The sequence below is a fragment of the Streptomyces sp. NPDC040589 genome, assembly GCF_055594445.1.
The window spans coordinates 792,927-809,609 of sequence record NZ_JBVIWP010000002.1; the positions used below are offsets into that span (position 1 = coordinate 792,927).

A 16,683-nucleotide genomic window follows, 5' to 3' on the forward strand; every position below is an offset into this window, starting at 1 on the left:
GGCGTCAGAGTCCCCGCTGATGGAGATCGACAATATGACACCCGCCGAGGAGCGGGTGTGGCGCGCCTTCTCACGCGGGCGGGACGTGGACTTCCGGGAGTCGGCGGACGAGGATCCGGAGCGGGGCGCGGACTGGGGCCCCGAACGGACCGTACGCGCGGACGTGTTGCGGGCCCTGCTGCTGAGCGCTCCGCAGGAGGACGGGGAGACCGCCGCCCTCAGACTGGGGGGTGCGCGGATCACCGGGTCGCTCGACCTCAAGTACGGCGAAATCGATCACGCCGTGCGCCTGAGTCACTGCTACTTCGAGAACGTCCCTGTGCTGTACGCGGCGCGCCTGCGCCAGTTGAATCTGCGCGACTCCGTCCTGCCCGGCCTGGACGCCGCCACCCTGCGGGTGGACGGCGTCCTGCGCATGTCGGACTGCCTGTTCGACGGTCCCGTACGGCTCGGCGGCGCACAGATCTCCGGGGCGCTGTTCCTGGACCGCGCCGACATCGGCGCACTGTCCGCCGGTCAGCCGGCGCTCCAGCTCAACCATGTGACCATCGGGGACGGCCTGTCGGCGCCGGGCCTGCGGGCGCGGGGCGGGGTGCGCCTGACGGGCGCGTCGGTCGCCGGGTCCGTCGACCTGGGCCAGGCCCGGCTGGAAGGCAGCAGGGGTGACGTCGTCCTCGACGCGGAACTGGCCGCCGTGGAAGGCGACGTCCTGCTGCGCGGTGTGGAGGTGCACGGCTGGATCGGCCTGCGCGGCGCCCGGATCGAGGGCCGTCTCGACCTGTCGCACGCGCGCCTGTCGAACCCCGGTGACGCCGCGCTGCGGGCCAGCAGCTGCACCATCGGGGAGGTCTGGCTGCGCAAGAGCCCGCCCATGGAGGGCACGCTCAACCTGCGCCGCGCCCAGCTGGACGTCCTGTGGCTGGAGCCGGACGTGGTCCCGGAGGAGGTCCTGCTCGACAGCCTCGTCTACACCTCCCTCACACCGCACGCGCCCGCCGAGCGCCGTCTGGCGATGCTGGAGCGCGACGGCGAGGGCTATGTCCCGCACGCCTACGAGCAGTTGACCGCCGCCTACCGCCGGATCGGCGACGACCACGCCGCCCGCCAGGTCCAGCTCGCCAAGCAGCGCCGCCACCGCGGCACCCTCCCCTGGTACGGCAGGCTCTGGGGCTATGTGCAGGACGCCACCGTCGGCTACGGCTTCCGCCCCCTGCGGGCCGCGGGCTGGCTGGTGTCGCTGCTCGTGATCGGCTCCCTCGCCTACGCGCTGCACCACCCCCAGCCCCTGAAGGCGGACGAGGCCCCGCAGTTCAACCCGGTGTTCTACACGCTCGACCTGCTCCTGCCCGTGATCTCCTTCGGGCAGGAGGGGGCGTTCGCGCCGGCCGACGGCTACCAGTGGCTGTCCTACGCCCTCGTCCTCACCGGCTGGATCCTCGCCACGACGGTCGTCACGGGCATCACCCGGACCGTCAGCCGCCAGTGAGGGCCCGCACCCCGTGCTGGGCCGCCAGCCGTACCGGGGCGTTGGAGGCGCCATAACCCCGGTAGCCGTCGTCACGCTGCACCAGTTCGAAGAAGACGCGGCCGATGGTCCGGGTGTAGCAGTGGCGGAAGACGCCGTGGGCGTCACGGTCGTAGAGGATGCCGAGGTCGCGGTAGGTCTCCAGCTCGCCGTCGGCGAACTCGAAGCGGGCGGCGAGGTCGTCGTAGTAGTTCGCCGGGACGGGCAGCAGCCGGCCGCCGGCCTCGCGGAAGCGGCGGGCCGCGGCGACCACGTCGTCGGTGGCGAGGGCGATGTGCTGCGCCTGAACGGACTCGTCCGTGGGCGCGGCGCCGACGGTGAGGGCGATCCGGACGCTGCCGTCGGCGTTGGTGACGGCGCGGCTGCGCAGCAGACCGTAGGGGTCGGCGACGTCCACACTCTCCTGACCGTGCAGGCCGAGTACCCCGCGGTGGAAGAGGGCGGCCTCGTCGAAGTGGTGCCAGGGCTGGGTCAGGGCGAGGTGGTCGATACGGCGGATGCCCGTGGGGGCGGGTGCCGGGCCGGTGTCCTCGAAGTCGGCACGCCAGTCGGGCAGGCCCGGGCGGCCGGTGGCGCAGAAGAAGAGTTCCGTGCCGTCGGGGGCGGCGACCGCGTCCAGCGGGGCGTCCTCGGGTGCGCGGCGGCGGGGCAGGACGGGGGCCAGCAGTGCCTCGGCACGCCGGGCCGCCGCGGCCGGGTCGGGTGACTCCAGCCCGATCGCGGCGAGCTGGGTGACGTCCCGGCGGACCGCCGGACCGGTGTTGACGAGGATCCGGGCCTCGCCCTGCTCCCACAGGGCGACGGGCTTGCCGCGATGCCGGGCGGTGCGGGTGAAGCCGAGGGAACCGAGCAGGGCGCTGAGGGGCTCGGCGTCGGACGTGACCAGCTCGGCGAAGGCGACGCCGGTGGGGACGACGGGGTCGGGCAGGGGTGCCCGGCCGATCGTCTCCTGGAGGACCAGCAGGGAGCGCCGGGCGTCCACGGCGGTCGGGCCTGCGTCGGCCTGCCGGAAGACGTCGTTGAAGACCTCCAGGGAGAGCGGGCCGTCGTAGCCGGTGCTCAGGACGTGCCGCACCAGGCCCGCGACGTCGAAGCCGCCCTGGCCGGGGAAACAGCGGTAGTGGCGGCTCCACTGGAGGACGTCCATGGCGAGCAGCGGGGCGTCGGCGAGCTGGAGGAAGAAGATCTTCTCGCCGGGGATGTCCTCGATGCCCTTGGGGTCCGAGCCGCGCGAGAGGATGTGGAAGCTGTCCAGGCAGGTGCCGAGCGCCGGGTGGCCGGCCGCCTCGACGATGCGCCAGGCGTGGTCGTACGTACTGACGTGCCGCCCCCAGGCGAGCGCCTCGTAGGCCACCTTGACGCCGGATTCCCGCGCGAGGTCGGCGAGCCGGCTGAGCTGTTCGGCGGCGAGGGCGTCGTCGTCCACCGCCTGCGGGGAGACGCTGGAGCAGACGAGGACGGTGTCGGCGCCGAGCCTGCGCATCAGCTCGAACTTGTGGCGGGCCCGCCGCAGGTTCCGGGCGAACTCGGCCTCGGGCACGGCCTCGATGTCCCGCATGGGCTGGAAGAGGTCGACGGTCAGGCCGAGATCGGCGCAGCGGGCGCGGATGTCCTCGGGGGTGAGGGGGCTGGCCAGCAGGTCGTTCTCGAAGATCTCCACCCCGTCGAAGCCGGCCCGGGCGGCGGCGTCGAGTTTCCCGGTGAGGGATCCGCTGAGGGAGACGGTGGCGATGGACGTACGCACGTCGGTACCTCTCTCTGGGCGTGTCGTTCGGACTCGGAACCCCCTAGTTCGGTGCCGCTACGGCCCCGGCCAGTTCGGTCAGGTCCGTCAGCATCCGCGCGGCGTCGGGTTCCCGCCCGGTGAACAGGCGGAACGCGTCGGCGGCCTGGAAGGCGGCCATGCCGCCGCCGTCGAGGGTGGCGCAGCCCAGCGCGCGGGCGGTGCGCAGCAGTTCGGTCTCCAGCGGGCGGTAGACCACCTCGGCGACCCACAGCCCGGGGTGGAGCAGGCCGGCGGGCAGGGGCAGGCCGGGGTGGGCCGCCATGCCGGTGGGCGTGGCGTGGACGATGCCGTCGGCGTGCGCGAGCAGCTCGGCCTGCCGTTCCGGGGGCGCGGCGGCCGCACGGCCCTGGCCGAAGGCGCGGTTCAGGGAGCCGGCCAGGGCGGCGGCCCGTTCCGGCAGCGCGTCGACGACGGTGACCCGCTCGGCGCCGAGGGTCAGCGTGGCGTGCGCGACGGCCGCGCCCGCGCCACCGGCGCCCAGCTGCACGACCCGCTCCAGCGGTGCGTCGGGCAGCCCGCGCGCGAAGGACGCGGCGAAGCCGGTGACGTCCGTGTTGTGGCCGACGGCGCGGCCGTCCTCGAAGACGACGGTGTTGACCGCGCCCAGCGCCTCGGCCTGCGGGGTGAGCGCGTCCAGGTGCCCGATGACGAGCTGCTTGCAGGGGTGCGTGATGTTGAGCCCGTCGAAGCCCAGGTCGCGGGCGGCCCGCACCAGATCGCCCACGGCCTCGGGCGGCACCCCGAGCGGATCGATGTCGATGAGCCGGTACAGCAGGCGCAGGCCCTGGCGGTCGGCCTCCCGCTCGTGCAGCGCCGGACTGAGCGAGGGGCCGATGCCGGAACCGATCAGTCCGACGAGATACGAGTCCTTGGGCACACGGGCCTCCCGAGCAGCTCACTAATGTACGAACTAGTACGTTAGCTATATCAGCCGAGGGCGGGCTCGGGAAGACCCCACGGGCGGGCGCCCCCCTGCTTCTACAATCACCGGCACCGGCCCCTCCGCCCGAAGGAACCTGATGACCAGCGTCGAAGAACCGGCACGTCCTGGCGAGCGCATCCGTGACGCCGCCCGCACCCGGGCCGAGATCCTCGACGTGGCCACGCAGGAGTTCGCGCGCGCCGGCTACGACGGGGCCCGGGTGGACGAGATCGCCGCCCGCACCCGCACCACGAAGCGGATGATCTACTACTACTTCGGCGGCAAGGAGCAGCTGTTCACGACCGTGCTGGAGCGGGCGTACGGCGTGATCCGGGAGGCCGAGCAGCAGCTCGACGTCGACCATCTGGACCCCGTGGCGGCGATCAGGCGGCTGGCCGAGGTGACCTTCGACCACCATGAGCAGCACCCGGACTTCATCCGCCTGGTCAGCATCGAGAACATCCACGGGGCGCAGCACATCGCCGCCTCCGAGAAGCTCGGCAAGATCGGCTCCCCCGCCCTGGACGTGATCCGCCGGATCCTGGCGTCGGGCCAGGAGTCGGGCCTGTTCACGGCCGACGTCGACGCCGTCGACCTGCACGCGATGATCTCCTCCTACTGCTTCTTCCGGGTCTCCAACCGGCACACGTTCGGCGCGCTGTTCGGCCGCGACCTGCTGGACCCGGCGCAGCGCGCGCACTACCGCGCCATGCTGGGCGACATGGTGATCGCGTATCTCACGGCGGAGCGCACGGCGGACTGAACGTCCGGCGCGCAACCTCTTGACACCGGCGGCACGCGGGCGCAGCATCACTGGCCATCCCCTGCTAACTACCCAGTGGGTTAATTAGCCGCGATCCGGCCCGCCCTCTCTGCTCGCCGTTCGTCTCACTCCACCTAGGGTGGAGCCCGCCAAGGAGCCGCCGTGTCCGTCCCCGCCACGCCCCAAGGGGCCGCCGCCCCACCCGGTCAGCCCAGGAAAGCCGCGACCGCCGCCTGGATCGGCAGCGCACTGGAGTACTACGACTTCTTCATCTACGGCAGTGCCGCCGCGCTGATCTTCCCCGCCGTGTTCTTCGACGAGTCCGACCCGGCCACCGCGACCCTGCTGTCGTTGGCCACGTTCGGCGTCGCGTACGCCGCCCGCCCGGTCGGCGCGCTGGTCCTCGGCCACTTCGGGGACAAGCTCGGCCGCAAGAAGATCATGGTCTTCACGCTGATGCTGATGGGCCTGTCGACGTTTCTCATCGGCTGTCTGCCCACCCGGGGCCAGGTCGGCACCCTCGCCCCGGTCCTGCTGGTGCTGTGCCGGGTGCTTCAGGGCATCTCGGCGGCGGGCGAACAGGCCAGCGCCAACTCCATGACGCTGGAACACGCGCCGCCGGGCCGGCGCGGCTTCTTCACCAGCTTCACCCTCAGCGGCACCCAGGGCGGCCAGCTGCTGGCCACGCTGGTCTTCATCCCGGTCGCCGCGATGCCCGAGGAGCAGTTGCTGTCGTGGGGCTGGCGGGTGCCGTTCTGGCTGAGCGTCGGAGTCGCCGTCGTCGGCTACGTCATCCGGCGCAAGCTGGACGAGACCCCGGCCTTCGCGCAGCAGGCCGCCGAGGAGGGCGTCGTCAAACTGCCGCTGGTGGTGCTGATGCGCGAGCACTGGGCGGATGTGCTGCGGGTGATCGGGGGCGCGCTCATCGCCTCGGTCAGCACGATCTTCACGGTGTGGGCGCTGGCGTACGCCACCAGCGACGCGGTGGGCATGTCGCGCACCGCCATGTTGTGGGTGGGCGCCCTGGCCAATGTCGTCGCGCTCGCCGCGATCCCGCTGTGGGCCACGCTGTCCGACCGGATCGGCCGCCGCCCGGTGTTCCTGATCGGCGCGGCGGGCAGCGCGGTGACGATGTTCCTGTACCTGTGGGCCGTCTCCACGGGCTCCTACCCGCTGACGTTCCTGACGGGCATCCTCTGCTTCGGCGTGGTCTACAGCGCCGCGAACGGTGTCTGGCCCGCCTTCTACGGCGAGATGTTCACGACCCGGGTCCGGCTGTCCGGCGTGGCCATCGGCACGCAGATCGGTTTCGCCGCGGCCGGTTTCGCGGTGACGTTCGCCGCGCAGATCGCCGGGCCGGACGGCGACGACTGGTCGGCGGTGGCGCTGTTCACGGCGGCGCTGTGCGTGCCGCCGGTGATCGCGGCGGTGTCGGCGCGTGAGACGCACCGGGCTCCCACGGAGGTGCTCGGTGAGCGTGCCGCTCGGGGAACCGTTCAGCCGGACAAGGTGACAGTCTGACCAGACTTGGGTACCGGGTGCGGGCGCGTGGGGCTGGTCGCGCCCGCGCGGCGGAGCCGCGAATCGATACAGCCCCGCGCCCCTCGGAGGCCGGTCTTCAGCTGTTGGACCAGGCTCGCCGGCACAGCACGAGCCGGTAGCCGTCGGGGTCCTCGATGGTGACACCCCATTCGTTCCAGTAGGGGTTGGGGGATTCCACCCGCTTGCCGCCGTGCTGCTCCAGGCGGGCGATCAGATCGTCCGGGACCGGGCCGTCGGCGTAGATCACCAGCAGGTCCTCCTCGGTGGGACGGGGCTCGACCGGCCGGGCGGCCTCGTACACGAGCTCCAGATGCCAGTCGGCGTCGGGCCAACCGAGCATCAGCAGATCGTGCTCCCCTGGTTCGCCCCCACCCTCGGCCCGCCACACCACGTCCAGCCCGAGCCCCTCCCTCCAGAACCGCTCGGCCGCGGCGAGGTCCCGGGAGGGACGGGCGACGCGGATGTGACTGCGACCGTTCACGGGCATGGCGACCTCTTCTCGTGGCGTCCCGGGCCGCGACGACGACCCGTCTCGCAGCCTAGGAAGCCGACCGCCCCGGGCACCATCGGCCATCCGACCTGCACCCCACGACCTAGGCCGTGGCTCTCAGGACTTGGTGTGCACGATCTGGATGAGGTTGCCGCAGGTGTCGTCCAGCACCGCGGTGGTGAGCGGGCCCATCTCCAGCGGCTCCTGGGTGAACCGCACCCCGAGCCCGCGCAGCCGCTCGAACTCCGCCCGCACGTCGTCCACGGCGAACGAGGCGGCCGGGATGCCGTCCTCGACCAGCGCCGTCTTGTACGGCTGCACCGCCGGATGGCCCGAGGGCTCGAGGAGCAGCTCCGTCCCGTCGAGATCCTCCGGGGAGACCACGGTCAGCCACCGGTCCGTCCCCACCGGGACGTCGTGTTTCTTCACGAAGCCCAGCACGTCGGTGTAGAAGCTCCGGGCCTTCTCCTGGTCGTCGACGAAGACACTGGTGATGTGGATCCTCATGGGCTGCTCTCCGGAGTGTCGGACCTGATCTCGAACAGGCTGTGGCCGTCCCGTTCCGACGGTACCGGTGACCTGTGTCATTCACCTGTTCCTGCGCGGTCCGGGCGGGGTATGCCGGATCTCACCTCGACGAGCGCGACGGAGGAAGAGCGATGGCACAGCTGCGACAAGAGGCCGATCCGGGTGAGGCGGGGCTGGATCCGCGGGTGCTGGACGACATGGACCGGCACTTCGCCCGACTGGTCGACGAGGGGCGGCTGCCGGGCTTCCTCGTGTCCGTCGCCCGCGCCGGACGCGTCGCGCACCTGGCGACGCGCGGGCTGCGCGACATCGCGGCCGGGCTCCCGGTCGAGCCCGACACGCTGTGGCGGGTCTACTCCATGACGAAGCCGGTCACCGCGGTCGCCGCACTGCTGCTGGTGGAGGAGGGCCGGCTGTCGCTGGACGACCCGGTCGCCGACCATCTGCCGGCCTTCGCCGAGCCCCGCGTGTACGTCGGCGGCTCCGGGGCCGGCGTACGGACCCGCCCGGCCGACGGCCCCATACTCGTCCGGCACCTGATGACCCACACCTCGGGTCTGACCTTCGGCTTCTACCACACCCACCCCGTCGACGCCCTGTACCGCGCGGCCGGCCTGGAGTCGTCCGTGCCGCCGGGTGCCGACCTGGCCGAGACCATCGAGGTGTACGCGAGTCTGCCGCTGCAGTTCGAGCCGGGTACCGAGTGGAACTACTCGGTGGCCAGCAATGTCCTGGGCCGGATCATCGAGGTCGTGTCGGGGCAGCCGCTCGACGTGTTCTGTGCCGAGCGGGTCTTCGGCCCCCTCGGCATGACGGACGCGGGCTTCCACGTCACGGACGAGCAGGCGCCCCGGCTGTCGGAGATGTACGGCGAGAAGGAGGGCGGCGGCGGCATCGAGCCGATCCCGGGGCTGCCGCTGCGCGGCCGGCCGCGGTTCCTGTCGGGCAGCGGCGGCATGGTGGCCTCCGCCCACGACTACCACCGCTTCATGGAGCTGCTGCGCCGCCGCGGCGAACTCGACGGCGTGCGGCTCCTCGCGCCCGGGACCGTGGACCTGATGACCCGCAACCACCTGCCCGACGGCGCCGACCTGCGCGCCTTCGGCAGCCGTCCCGCCCATGACGAGCCGGGTAACGACGGGGTCGGCTTCGGCCTCAACTGCTCCGTCGTCATCGACCCGTCCCGCACGCTCGTGCCGTCCGGACTCGGCGCCTACGGCTGGAGCGGGGTGGCGACGACGACGTTCTGGGTGGACCCGGGCCGCGACCTGACGGTGCAGTTCATGACGCAGGTGCGGCCCCGGTCCTCGCACACGGTGTTCCGGGACCTGAAGAGGCTGGTCCACGAGGCCCTGTCGGACTGAGCCCCGCTACTGGTCGACGCGCAGGGTGAACTCGACTCTGTCCTGGGCGAGTTCACGCAGCCACTGTTCGGACCGGGCGGCCGTCTCGGCGGCGCGGTTCAGACCCGGGGGCAGGGAGCCGTCCAGGACGTGGCGGACGCCCAGGGCGAGGGTGCGTGAGACGCAGCGGGCCATCGCGCTCTCCCCCGCGTCCCCCACCAGGTCCAAGAGGCAGCCGCCGGCCCAGGTCCGCCCGGTCTCGGCCCGTACTTCCAGCGACACGGCGAGAACGACCCGGTCACGGTCCTCTTCCGTGGTGGGGTAGGCGGCGGCCAGATCCTGGGCCAGGGCGGCGATCCGGGTGTCGTCGCCCCTCTTCAGCTCCTCGAAGACGCCGTCCCAGGCCCGCAGCCAGCCCTCCAGACGCAGGGTGCCGCGTACGAACGTCCGCGGCGTCCAGGCGTCGGGGAGCTCGTACTGCGCGACGAACGGGACGCTGTCGCGGTTGGGATAGACCTCGAACGTCTCCCCTTCGACGACATGCGGCCGGGTCTCCTCCCACGGACGGTCGGCGACGGTCTCGGCACCGCCCTCGATGTAACGGGCCGGGGAGCGCAGGGCGTTGAGAACACCCGCGGGTGCCCAGCTGAAGCGGTACGTGAAGTCGTTCGGGACGGCGGGAACACCGCCGCAGTACGAGGTGAGGGTGTACGAGGCAGGGGTCCCGTCACCGATGGCGTCCCGGGCCCGGGCGACGAGGGCGTGCGCGAAGAGATGGTCGATGCCCGGGTCGAGCCCGGCCTCGGTGAGGACGACGGCGCCGGCCTTCTCGGCGGCGGGCACCTGTTCCAGCACCGCCGGGGACACATAGCTGGAGCAGGCGAAGTGCGCTCCCTGCCGTACGCACTCGGCGAGCAGCGACGCGTGCTCCGGCGCGGGGAGCATGGACACAACGACGTCACCGGGGGCGAGTTCGGCGGCGAGGGTGGACAGCGCGTACGCGCGGGGCTCGGCCCGTCCGGCGAGGCCCAGTCGGCCGAGGGCGTCGGCCGCGCGGCTCTCGGTGCGGTGCCAGAGCCGTACGCGCTCGGCGGTGTCGCAGAGCGCGGCCAGTCCGCTGCCGGTGGAGAGGCCGGCGCCGATCCAGTGGACGGTGCCGCTCGCGGGTACCGGGTCAGTGCTCATCGAACTCCCCCTTGTCGAGTCCGTGTTCGCGGCAGGCCTGATGGAACCGGTCCAGACAGCGCCCCCAGGGCCCGGCGACGCCGAGGTCGAGGAGATGCGGATACAGGGCGGCCGAGAAGTCGGCGCTGGACTCCAGCGGCAGCAGGGAGGGGAGGTTGTCGATGGCGATCAGGTCGAGCGGAGGGTCGTCGCGCAGCCGGCGTACGGGCTCGTCCCAGTCGGTGGTGTCGCCGTACACCGGAAGGACGTTGAGCGGGGAGCCGACGTCGCAGGTCACGTCGCACAGGGTGCGCAGCCGGCGGTCCGGGGTGTCGAGGTCCTGATCGCGGAGGAAGGGCGGGACGGGGGTGGTGGCGAGCACCGCGTTCACCATCACGTCGTGGTCCAGCAGGGCGCGGCGGTCCAGGTCGCGGGTCTCGGCGAGGTCCCAGCAGGTCGGGTCGACCCCGGCGGCGGCGAACGCCACCCGGGCACCGCGGCCGCTGCGCCCCAGGGCGCCGATGACCAGGCCGGTGAACTCGGCGTCGTCGGCGGCGGGCTTGAGGGTCTCGTCCAGCTCCTCCTTGGTGGTGGGCGTCAGCGGTGCCCGCAGCCGGCCCCGGTGCTGGAGCACCGCGAGGGCGGCGCCCAGATAGCCGGCCCAGAAACCGAAGGCGGCGAGGCGCCGCCCGGTGTCGTCCACCAGGTACTCCAGGTCGAACAGCGTGCCGCCTCCGGCGGTGAACCGGCCCAGCAGGTCGGCTGCTCCCGGCTGGCCCTTGTAGGCGTGGCCGAAGAAGATGTGCCGGTGCGTCAGTTCCGCCGGGTCTGCGGGCAGTTCCTTCAGGCCGAGCACGACGGCGTCCCGCGGCGCCGTCACCCAGGAGCCCGAGGGCGCGACACGGCAGCCGGCCGCCTCGTACTCCTCGATCGGGAAGACCCGCTGGGGGGACTCCTCGACGGTCAGTTCCACTCCGTTCCCGACGAGCCGCCGGGCGTCGTCGGGCACGATCGGTGTGCGTCGCTCGGTCGTTCGGGCCTCGTGGCGCAGCCACAGTTGGAGCTCGCTCATACCAGGGGGGCCTCCGGACGTGAGGCGTCGGCCGCTGGGGGCCGACGCTCAAGGGGCTGACGTCCACGAAGCGTACGCGGCCCGCCTTCGGGTCGCGCACGAATGCGCCCAGGTCACGCCGAGGAGAACCGGAGCCCGCCCGCGCGGGCACCCGGCGCCTCAGGAGGAGCTGACCACGGCGTCCAGATGGGGCAGGTGGTGGTCGAGACGCTCCCGCTTCGTCCGCAGATAGGTGATGTTGTTCTCGCACGGCGGGATCAGCAGCGGCACCTGCTCGGCGACCTGGATGCCGTGGCTCACCAGGGCGTCGCGCTTGCGCGGGTTGTTGGACATCAGGCGGACGGACTTCACGCCCAGGTCCTCCAGGATCCGGGCGGCCACCCCGTAGTCGCGGGCGTCGACCGGAAGCCCCAGGGCGAGGTTGGCCTCCACCGTGTCCAGGCCCTCCGCCTGCAGGGCCATCGCGCGCAGCTTGGCGAGCAGGCCGATGCCACGGCCTTCATGCCCTCTGAGGTAGACGACGACACCGGCGCCCTCGGCGACGACCGCGCGCAGGGCGGCGTCGAGCTGGTCGCCGCACTCGCAGTGCTGGGAGCCGAAGGCGTCGCCGGTCAGGCACTCCGAGTGCAGCCGGATGAGAACGTCGTCCGTGCCGAGCTCGCCGTAGACCAGCGCCACCTGTTCGTCACCGCGGTCGTGGTCCAGGTAGCCGACCGCCTGGAATTTCCCGTACACGGTGGGCAAGGGCGCATTCACGACGCGTTCCACGCCGGTCCGCTGCGGTGACTTCTTGCCGAGTACACCAATTTTTTCTGTCATGATTCTCGAGTTCCTAAGCAGAGACGAAAGGCCGTGACGTTATGAGTGATCTGGTGCCGGCGGACACCACGGAAGACGTACGGACGCGGGGCGCCGGTGTCTCACGGCAGGTCGCGGTGCTTCCCGTGGGGAGCTTCGAGCAGCACGGTGCGTTTCTTCCCCTGGCTACCGACACGCTCGTCGCCTGTGCCGTCGCGCGGGAGATAGCCGGCGCGTACCCGGTGCACCTCCTTCCTCCGGTGACGATCTCGTGCTCGCACGAGCACGCGGCCTGGCCGGGGACCGTCAGCATCTCCTCGGTGACCCTTCATGCGGTGGTACGGGACATTGCGGCTTCGCTCCGCCGGTCCGGCGTCGAGGCCCTGGTGGTGGTCAACGGGCACGGCGGAAACTACGTACTGGGCAACGTGGTTCAGGAGTCCTCCGCCCGCGGTGAGCGGATGGCTCTCTTCCCGGCCGCGGAGGACTGGGAGGAGGCGCGGGAGCGGGCGGGTGTGGTCACCTCGCTGCTCACCGACATGCACGCGGGGGAAATAGAAACCTCCATCCTTCTGCACGCTCATCCCGAAATGCTCCGACCCGGATATGAGACCTCCGATTTCGTCGCTGACGACCGGCGTCATCTGCTCACCCTCGGCATGTCCGGCTATACCGATTCCGGTGTCATCGGCCGTCCTTCGCTGGGCTCGGCGGAAAAGGGGAAGGAACTCCTGGCGAGCCTCGCCGATTCCTTCGGAGCGTATTTCTCGATGCTGACCTCCGCGGACGGCGGGGCTGACGGGTAGTCGCTTGCGGCCGCGGCGGCTCGGGACCGGCCGCGCAGGCCCGTGTGCCAGCGGACGACGAGGACGATCAGGCCGGGCAGGCTCGCCGCGAGGCTGAGCACCCCGTAGACGACCGCGACGGCGAGTCCCCGGCCGGCGCCCAGACCCGCGGCGCCGAACGCCCAGGCGGTGACGCCCTCCCTCGGCCCCCAGCCGCCGACGTTCAGCGGCAGCCCCATCGCCAGCAGCGCGAGGACCGCGAGCGGCAGCAGGACGGCCACCGAGGCGGTGGTCCCGGCGACACGGGCGGCGAGTACGAACATGGCCACGTAACCTGCCAGAACGACCACGGAGGAGACAATGACTCCGGGCGCGTTGCGGCGGGACAGCAGCCCTTCACGTGCCTCCGCGAGGACCCCGCGCAGCTTCCGGCCCCGGCGTGAGGGCGTCGCCCGGTTCATGCGCAGGGCGAGGACGACGGCGAGGGCGCCCACCGCGGCCAGGGCCGCGAGCGGGGCGATGTGCCGGGCCTCGGCCAGCACCGGGGACGGCATGGTCAGCAGCACCACGGCTCCGACGGCGAACAGGGCGATCTGCCCGGCGGCCCGTTCGAGAACGACCGCCTTCACGCCCCGGCCCAGGTCACCCTCGCTCTGCCCGTGCCGGACCGCCCGGTGCACGTCGCCGAGGACGCCGCCGGGCAGCGCCGCGTTGAGGAACAGCGCGCGGTAGTAGTCGGCGACGGCCGGTCCGAACGGCAGCCGGATCCGGAGCCCCCGGGCCACCAGCGCCCACCGCCACGCGCTGAACACCGTGGTGACGAGCCCGATCCCGAGCGCCAGCAGCAACGACGTCCCGTCGATCCGGCTCAGCCCGTCCAGGAAGACACCGGTACCGAGCCGCCACAACAGCACACCGAGGATGGCGATCCCGGCGAGGGTGCCGAGATGGGTACGGACCTTGCGGGAGCCGATACGGGCCAGGGCGGCCCGGACCGGGCCGGGCGACGGGGAACCGGCAGGGCAAGAGGCCTCCGGTGCCGGGGCATCGGGTGCCCCGAGCGGACTGCCGCTGTCGCCGCTCCGGGGCAGCCGGTCGCTCTCGATGGACGTCGGTCGCGGACGTGTCCCCGTCGCCTGGGGGCTCATGACGCTCCGCCCGCCGGACGGCTCAGGGCCAGGAGATCGGTGTGGTGGACGAGGACGCGCAACTCGCCGGCGGCGCAGGCGGCCAGGCGTTCGGTCAGATAGGCATCCGCGCGATCGCGCAGGTCGGGGCGCTGCTCGACGGCGGCGCCGACCCAGCCGCGCAGCCACTGTTCGGTGAGCGCGGCCTGCTCGGGGCCGAGCCGCCAGGGGCTCGGGTGCAGCCGTACGGTCGCGCCCTGTTCGGAGAACGCCTCGGCCGCCGCCGTGACCGCGTCCGGGCCGAGCAGGCCGTCGCGGCGCTGGTGCTCGTTGAACGCCTGGGCGATCTCCGTGTCCAGCGGGTGGGACGGGGTCAGTTCGACACGCCCGGCGACGGACAGCGTCAGCAGGGCGGGGCAGCCGGCACCGGCGCAGGCGGCGGCGAGGTTGTCGATCTCCTCGCGGGTGAGGACGTCCAGCAGCGCGGAGGCCGTCACCAGGGACGCGCCCTTCAGGGCGTCCGGCGTGAGGCGGGCGACGTCACCGCGCCGCGTCTCCACCGAGACCCGGCTGCCGTCGGCGGCGGAGCGCGGGCTGGCGACGGCGGCGAAGTGCAGCAGGTAGGGGTCGCGGTCGTGCAGCACCCAGTGCTGGGCACCGTCCAGACGGGGGGCGAGCCAGCGGCCCATCGACCCGGTGCCGCAGCCCAGGTCGTGGATGGCGACGCCCGACTTCCCCGGCAGGTTGGCGAGCCGGATGCGCAGCGGGTCGAGCAGGTCGTGCGCCCGCGCGGCGGCGTCGGCCGGCTCGCGCAGCTCCAGCCACTCGGGCGCGTAGCGGGGCGGATCGTCGGGGTCGGCCTCGCGCAGCTTCACGGTGGGCCGCGAGCCGGGTGTGCCACTGGGGCCGGCGCCCGGGATGACGGCGCCGTCGGGAACGGCGTCACCCGCCCACGCGATCACCGCGTCCCCCGGTGCCGTCGCGGTGCCACCCGGCTTCGGAGCCGTGGCGTCCACCGGCATGAGGGCCTCCTTCGGCTCGGCGACCTCTCTGGGTCCGGGCTGCGTCGGAATCGCCCCGCTCTGCTGGGTCGTCGCCGGGTTCGTCATGCGGCCCTCCGGGGTTCGGTCGGAAGCCGGCGCAGTACCGCCGCCAGGCTCTGTGCGGTCGTCGCCCAGCCGCCGAGGGAGGCGCGGCGACTGCGGGCGGCGGCCTTGAGGCGACGCCGTACATCCGCCTCGCCGAACCAGCCGCGCAGTTCGGCGGCGATGGCGGCGGGGTTCTCCGGCGGGACGAGAATGCCCGGCACGCCGCCGTCGGGGGCGCGGCCGACCGCCTCGGGGAGCCCGCCGACGTCCGTGGCCATGACCGGGATGCCCCGGGCCAGTGCCTCGGTGACGGCCATGCCGTAGGTCTCGGCGTAGGAGGTGAGGACCATCAGGTCGGCGGTGGAGTAACTGGCGTCGAGTGCGGCGCCGGACTTCGGGCCCGCCAGCTCCAGCCGGTCCTCGAGGCCGTGCTCGGCGATGAGGGACCGCAGATGGGCGACGTACTCGGGCTCCTGGGTGAGGCTGCCGACGAAGACGCAGCTCCACCGCAGGTCGGTCACCGTGGCCAGCGCCTCCACCAGCCGGTGCTGCCCCTTGCGCGGGGTCACGGCGGCCACGCACAGCAGACGCGAGACACCGTCGGTGCCGGGCGCGAGGGGTGCGATGTCGGAACCCGGGGCCGCGACGTGGACCCGCTCCGGGGGAAGGCCGTGGTGGGAGACCAGGCGGCGGACCGCCCAGTCGCTGGTGGCGATGACCGCCGGCACCGCCCGCAGCACCGCCCGCTCCTTGGCGTCCAGTTCGGCGGCCACGGCCGGGTCGAGCCCCGTCTCGTCGCCGAGCGGGAGATGGACGAGGACGGCCATGCGCAGCCGTTCCGCCTCCGGCACGACGATCTCCGGGACCCCGCAGGCCACCAGGCCGTCGAGCAGGACGGCGGCACCGTCCGGCAGTTCGCTCAGGGCGCGGGCCAGTTCCGTACGGGCCGCAGCTCCCGGCCGGGGCCAGTCACCGGCGACGGCGTGCTTGGTGACCTGCCAGCCGAAGCCGGGCAGGTCCAGGCAGACGCGCCGGTCGTAGGCGTTGCCGCCGCTGGGTGCCGCCGGGTCGTCGATGCCGCCCGGGAGCACGAAGTGCACGGTGCGCAGGGACATGGGGATGATCTCGGCGTTCTTCAGGGCGGCGTGCTGCACCGGAACGTAGTTCAGGCGTGCCGGGCCGGTCTGCCCGGGCCGCTCGATGGTCGTGTCGGTCACAGCGCACGCTCGTAACTCGCCCAGGCGATGTGCGACTCGTGCAGGGTGACGGACAGGCCCGCGATGCCCTTGGCGCCCTCGCCCAGCGCCCCCTTGTGGATGCGCTCGGCGAGCCGGTCGGCGATGACCTTGGCGAGAAACTCCGTGGAGGTGTTGACACCGGCGAAGTCGGGTTCGTTGTCGAGGTTGCGGTAGTTCAGCTCGCTGACAACGGCTCCGAGTTCCTGGGTGGCCAGCCCGATGTCGACGACGATGTTGTCCTCGTCCAGCTGCTCGCGCCGGAAGGTGGCGTCCACGAGGAACGTGGCCCCGTGCAGGCGCTGCGCCGGTCCGAAGACGTCGCCACGGAAGCTGTGGGCGATCATGATGTGATCGCGGACGGTGATGCTGAACAACGGACGACCCTCCAGGTGCGGCGCGTCTGCTCCCCCGCTGTTGGCTGCCGGGGATGCCGGGTAATACGGCTGCTTGCCTTCCCCTGTTCAGCCTCCGCTACGTCTTTTCTCAGGTCAGGCGCTCTTGTCGTACCGATG

15 protein-coding genes and 1 pseudogene are annotated in these 16,683 nt (G+C 72.4%); 5 read left to right on the plus strand and 11 right to left on the minus strand.

Annotated features, from left to right (window positions below; all coding sequences use genetic code 11):
* Window positions 1–19: 19 nt before the first annotated feature.
* Window positions 20–1,486 (plus strand): membrane-associated oxidoreductase, encoded by a 1,467-nt coding sequence (locus ACZ58V_RS10570; protein WP_471289494.1) that lies wholly within the window; start codon window positions 20–22, stop codon window positions 1,484–1,486.
* Here the strand turns inward: ACZ58V_RS10570 and ACZ58V_RS10575 are convergent.
* Together ACZ58V_RS10575 and ACZ58V_RS10580 are read right to left on the minus strand one after the other, a co-directional pair.
* A complete protein-coding gene (locus tag ACZ58V_RS10575) occupies window positions 1,473–3,269 on the minus strand; it encodes a bifunctional sugar phosphate isomerase/epimerase/4-hydroxyphenylpyruvate dioxygenase family protein (RefSeq protein WP_468184178.1) in 1,797 nt (598 codons plus the stop codon). The two genes, ACZ58V_RS10570 and ACZ58V_RS10575, sit on opposite strands and share 14 nt — an antisense overlap.
* A 43-nt stretch (window positions 3,270–3,312) precedes the next feature.
* Window positions 3,313–4,188 (minus strand): shikimate dehydrogenase, encoded by an 876-nt coding sequence (locus tag ACZ58V_RS10580; protein ID WP_468184175.1) that lies wholly within the window; start codon window positions 4,186–4,188, stop codon window positions 3,313–3,315.
* A 142-nt stretch (window positions 4,189–4,330) separates the two neighbouring features.
* Here ACZ58V_RS10580 and ACZ58V_RS10585 point away from each other — a divergent pair, with 142 nt between their 5' ends.
* Together ACZ58V_RS10585 and ACZ58V_RS10590 are read left to right on the plus strand one after the other, a co-directional pair.
* A complete protein-coding gene (locus ACZ58V_RS10585) occupies window positions 4,331–4,996 on the plus strand; it encodes a TetR family transcriptional regulator (protein WP_468184173.1) in 666 nt (221 codons plus the stop codon).
* Between the two features lie 162 nt (window positions 4,997–5,158).
* Window positions 5,159–6,517 (plus strand): MFS transporter, encoded by a 1,359-nt coding sequence (locus ACZ58V_RS10590; RefSeq protein ID WP_471289496.1) that lies wholly within the window; start codon window positions 5,159–5,161, stop codon window positions 6,515–6,517.
* Window positions 6,518–6,614: 97 nt separating this feature from the next.
* On the opposite strand, the gene ACZ58V_RS10595 is transcribed toward ACZ58V_RS10590, so the two are convergent.
* Window positions 6,615–7,025: a VOC family protein gene (locus tag ACZ58V_RS10595; protein ID WP_471289498.1), complete on the minus strand. Its 411-nt coding sequence runs from the start codon at window positions 7,023–7,025 to the stop codon at window positions 6,615–6,617.
* A gap of 120 nt (window positions 7,026–7,145) precedes the next feature.
* The gene (locus ACZ58V_RS10600) at window positions 7,146–7,535 is read right to left on the minus strand and encodes a VOC family protein (RefSeq protein WP_468184166.1); all 390 of its coding nucleotides are present in this window, start codon (window positions 7,533–7,535) and stop codon (window positions 7,146–7,148) included.
* A gap of 152 nt (window positions 7,536–7,687) precedes the next feature.
* On the opposite strand from ACZ58V_RS10600, the gene ACZ58V_RS10605 reads away from it, so the two are divergent.
* The gene (locus ACZ58V_RS10605; RefSeq protein WP_471289499.1) at window positions 7,688–8,920 is read left to right on the plus strand and encodes a serine hydrolase domain-containing protein; all 1,233 of its coding nucleotides are present in this window, start codon (window positions 7,688–7,690) and stop codon (window positions 8,918–8,920) included.
* 6 nt (window positions 8,921–8,926) lie between these two features.
* On the opposite strand, the gene ACZ58V_RS10610 is transcribed toward ACZ58V_RS10605, so the two are convergent.
* From ACZ58V_RS10610 to ribA, 3 genes are all read right to left on the minus strand, one after another.
* Window positions 8,927–10,084, minus strand: a complete 1,158-nt coding sequence (locus ACZ58V_RS10610; RefSeq protein WP_471289501.1) for a saccharopine dehydrogenase family protein — start codon at window positions 10,082–10,084, stop codon at window positions 8,927–8,929.
* Window positions 10,074–11,135, minus strand: a complete 1,062-nt coding sequence (locus tag ACZ58V_RS10615) for a saccharopine dehydrogenase (protein WP_471289503.1) — start codon at window positions 11,133–11,135, stop codon at window positions 10,074–10,076. Before ACZ58V_RS10615 ends, ACZ58V_RS10610 begins: the two co-directional genes overlap by 11 nt.
* A gap of 159 nt (window positions 11,136–11,294) precedes the next feature.
* Entirely contained in the window at window positions 11,295–11,954 is a 660-nt protein-coding gene (gene ribA / locus ACZ58V_RS10620; RefSeq protein ID WP_468184156.1) for a GTP cyclohydrolase II, read from the minus strand.
* Between the two features lie 41 nt (window positions 11,955–11,995).
* Here ribA and ACZ58V_RS10625 point away from each other — a divergent pair, with 41 nt between their 5' ends.
* Window positions 11,996–12,739, plus strand: coding sequence for a creatininase family protein (locus ACZ58V_RS10625; protein WP_468184153.1), 744 nt, complete (start codon window positions 11,996–11,998; stop codon window positions 12,737–12,739).
* Window positions 12,740–12,882: 143 nt separating this feature from the next.
* Here the strand turns inward: ACZ58V_RS10625 and ACZ58V_RS10630 are convergent.
* The 4 genes and pseudogenes from ACZ58V_RS10630 to ACZ58V_RS10645 form a co-directional block, all read right to left on the minus strand.
* A pseudogene (locus ACZ58V_RS10630) lies at window positions 12,883–13,866 on the minus strand (lysylphosphatidylglycerol synthase transmembrane domain-containing protein); the annotation flags it as partial.
* Window positions 13,863–14,954 carry a methyltransferase domain-containing protein gene (locus tag ACZ58V_RS10635; protein ID WP_468184151.1) on the minus strand — a complete coding sequence of 364 codons (1,092 nt, stop codon included), beginning with the start codon at window positions 14,952–14,954 and terminating at the stop codon, window positions 13,863–13,865. The gene ACZ58V_RS10635 and the pseudogene ACZ58V_RS10630, both read right to left, overlap by 4 nt.
* Window positions 14,951–16,150 carry a glycosyltransferase family 4 protein gene (locus tag ACZ58V_RS10640; protein WP_471289506.1) on the minus strand — a complete coding sequence of 400 codons (1,200 nt, stop codon included), beginning with the start codon at window positions 16,148–16,150 and terminating at the stop codon, window positions 14,951–14,953. Before ACZ58V_RS10640 ends, ACZ58V_RS10635 begins: the two co-directional genes overlap by 4 nt.
* Window positions 16,147–16,545 (minus strand): 6-pyruvoyl trahydropterin synthase family protein, encoded by a 399-nt coding sequence (locus ACZ58V_RS10645; RefSeq protein WP_184588322.1) that lies wholly within the window; start codon window positions 16,543–16,545, stop codon window positions 16,147–16,149. The genes ACZ58V_RS10640 and ACZ58V_RS10645 overlap by 4 nt, the downstream gene beginning before the upstream one ends.
* Window positions 16,546–16,683 lie beyond the last annotated feature (138 nt).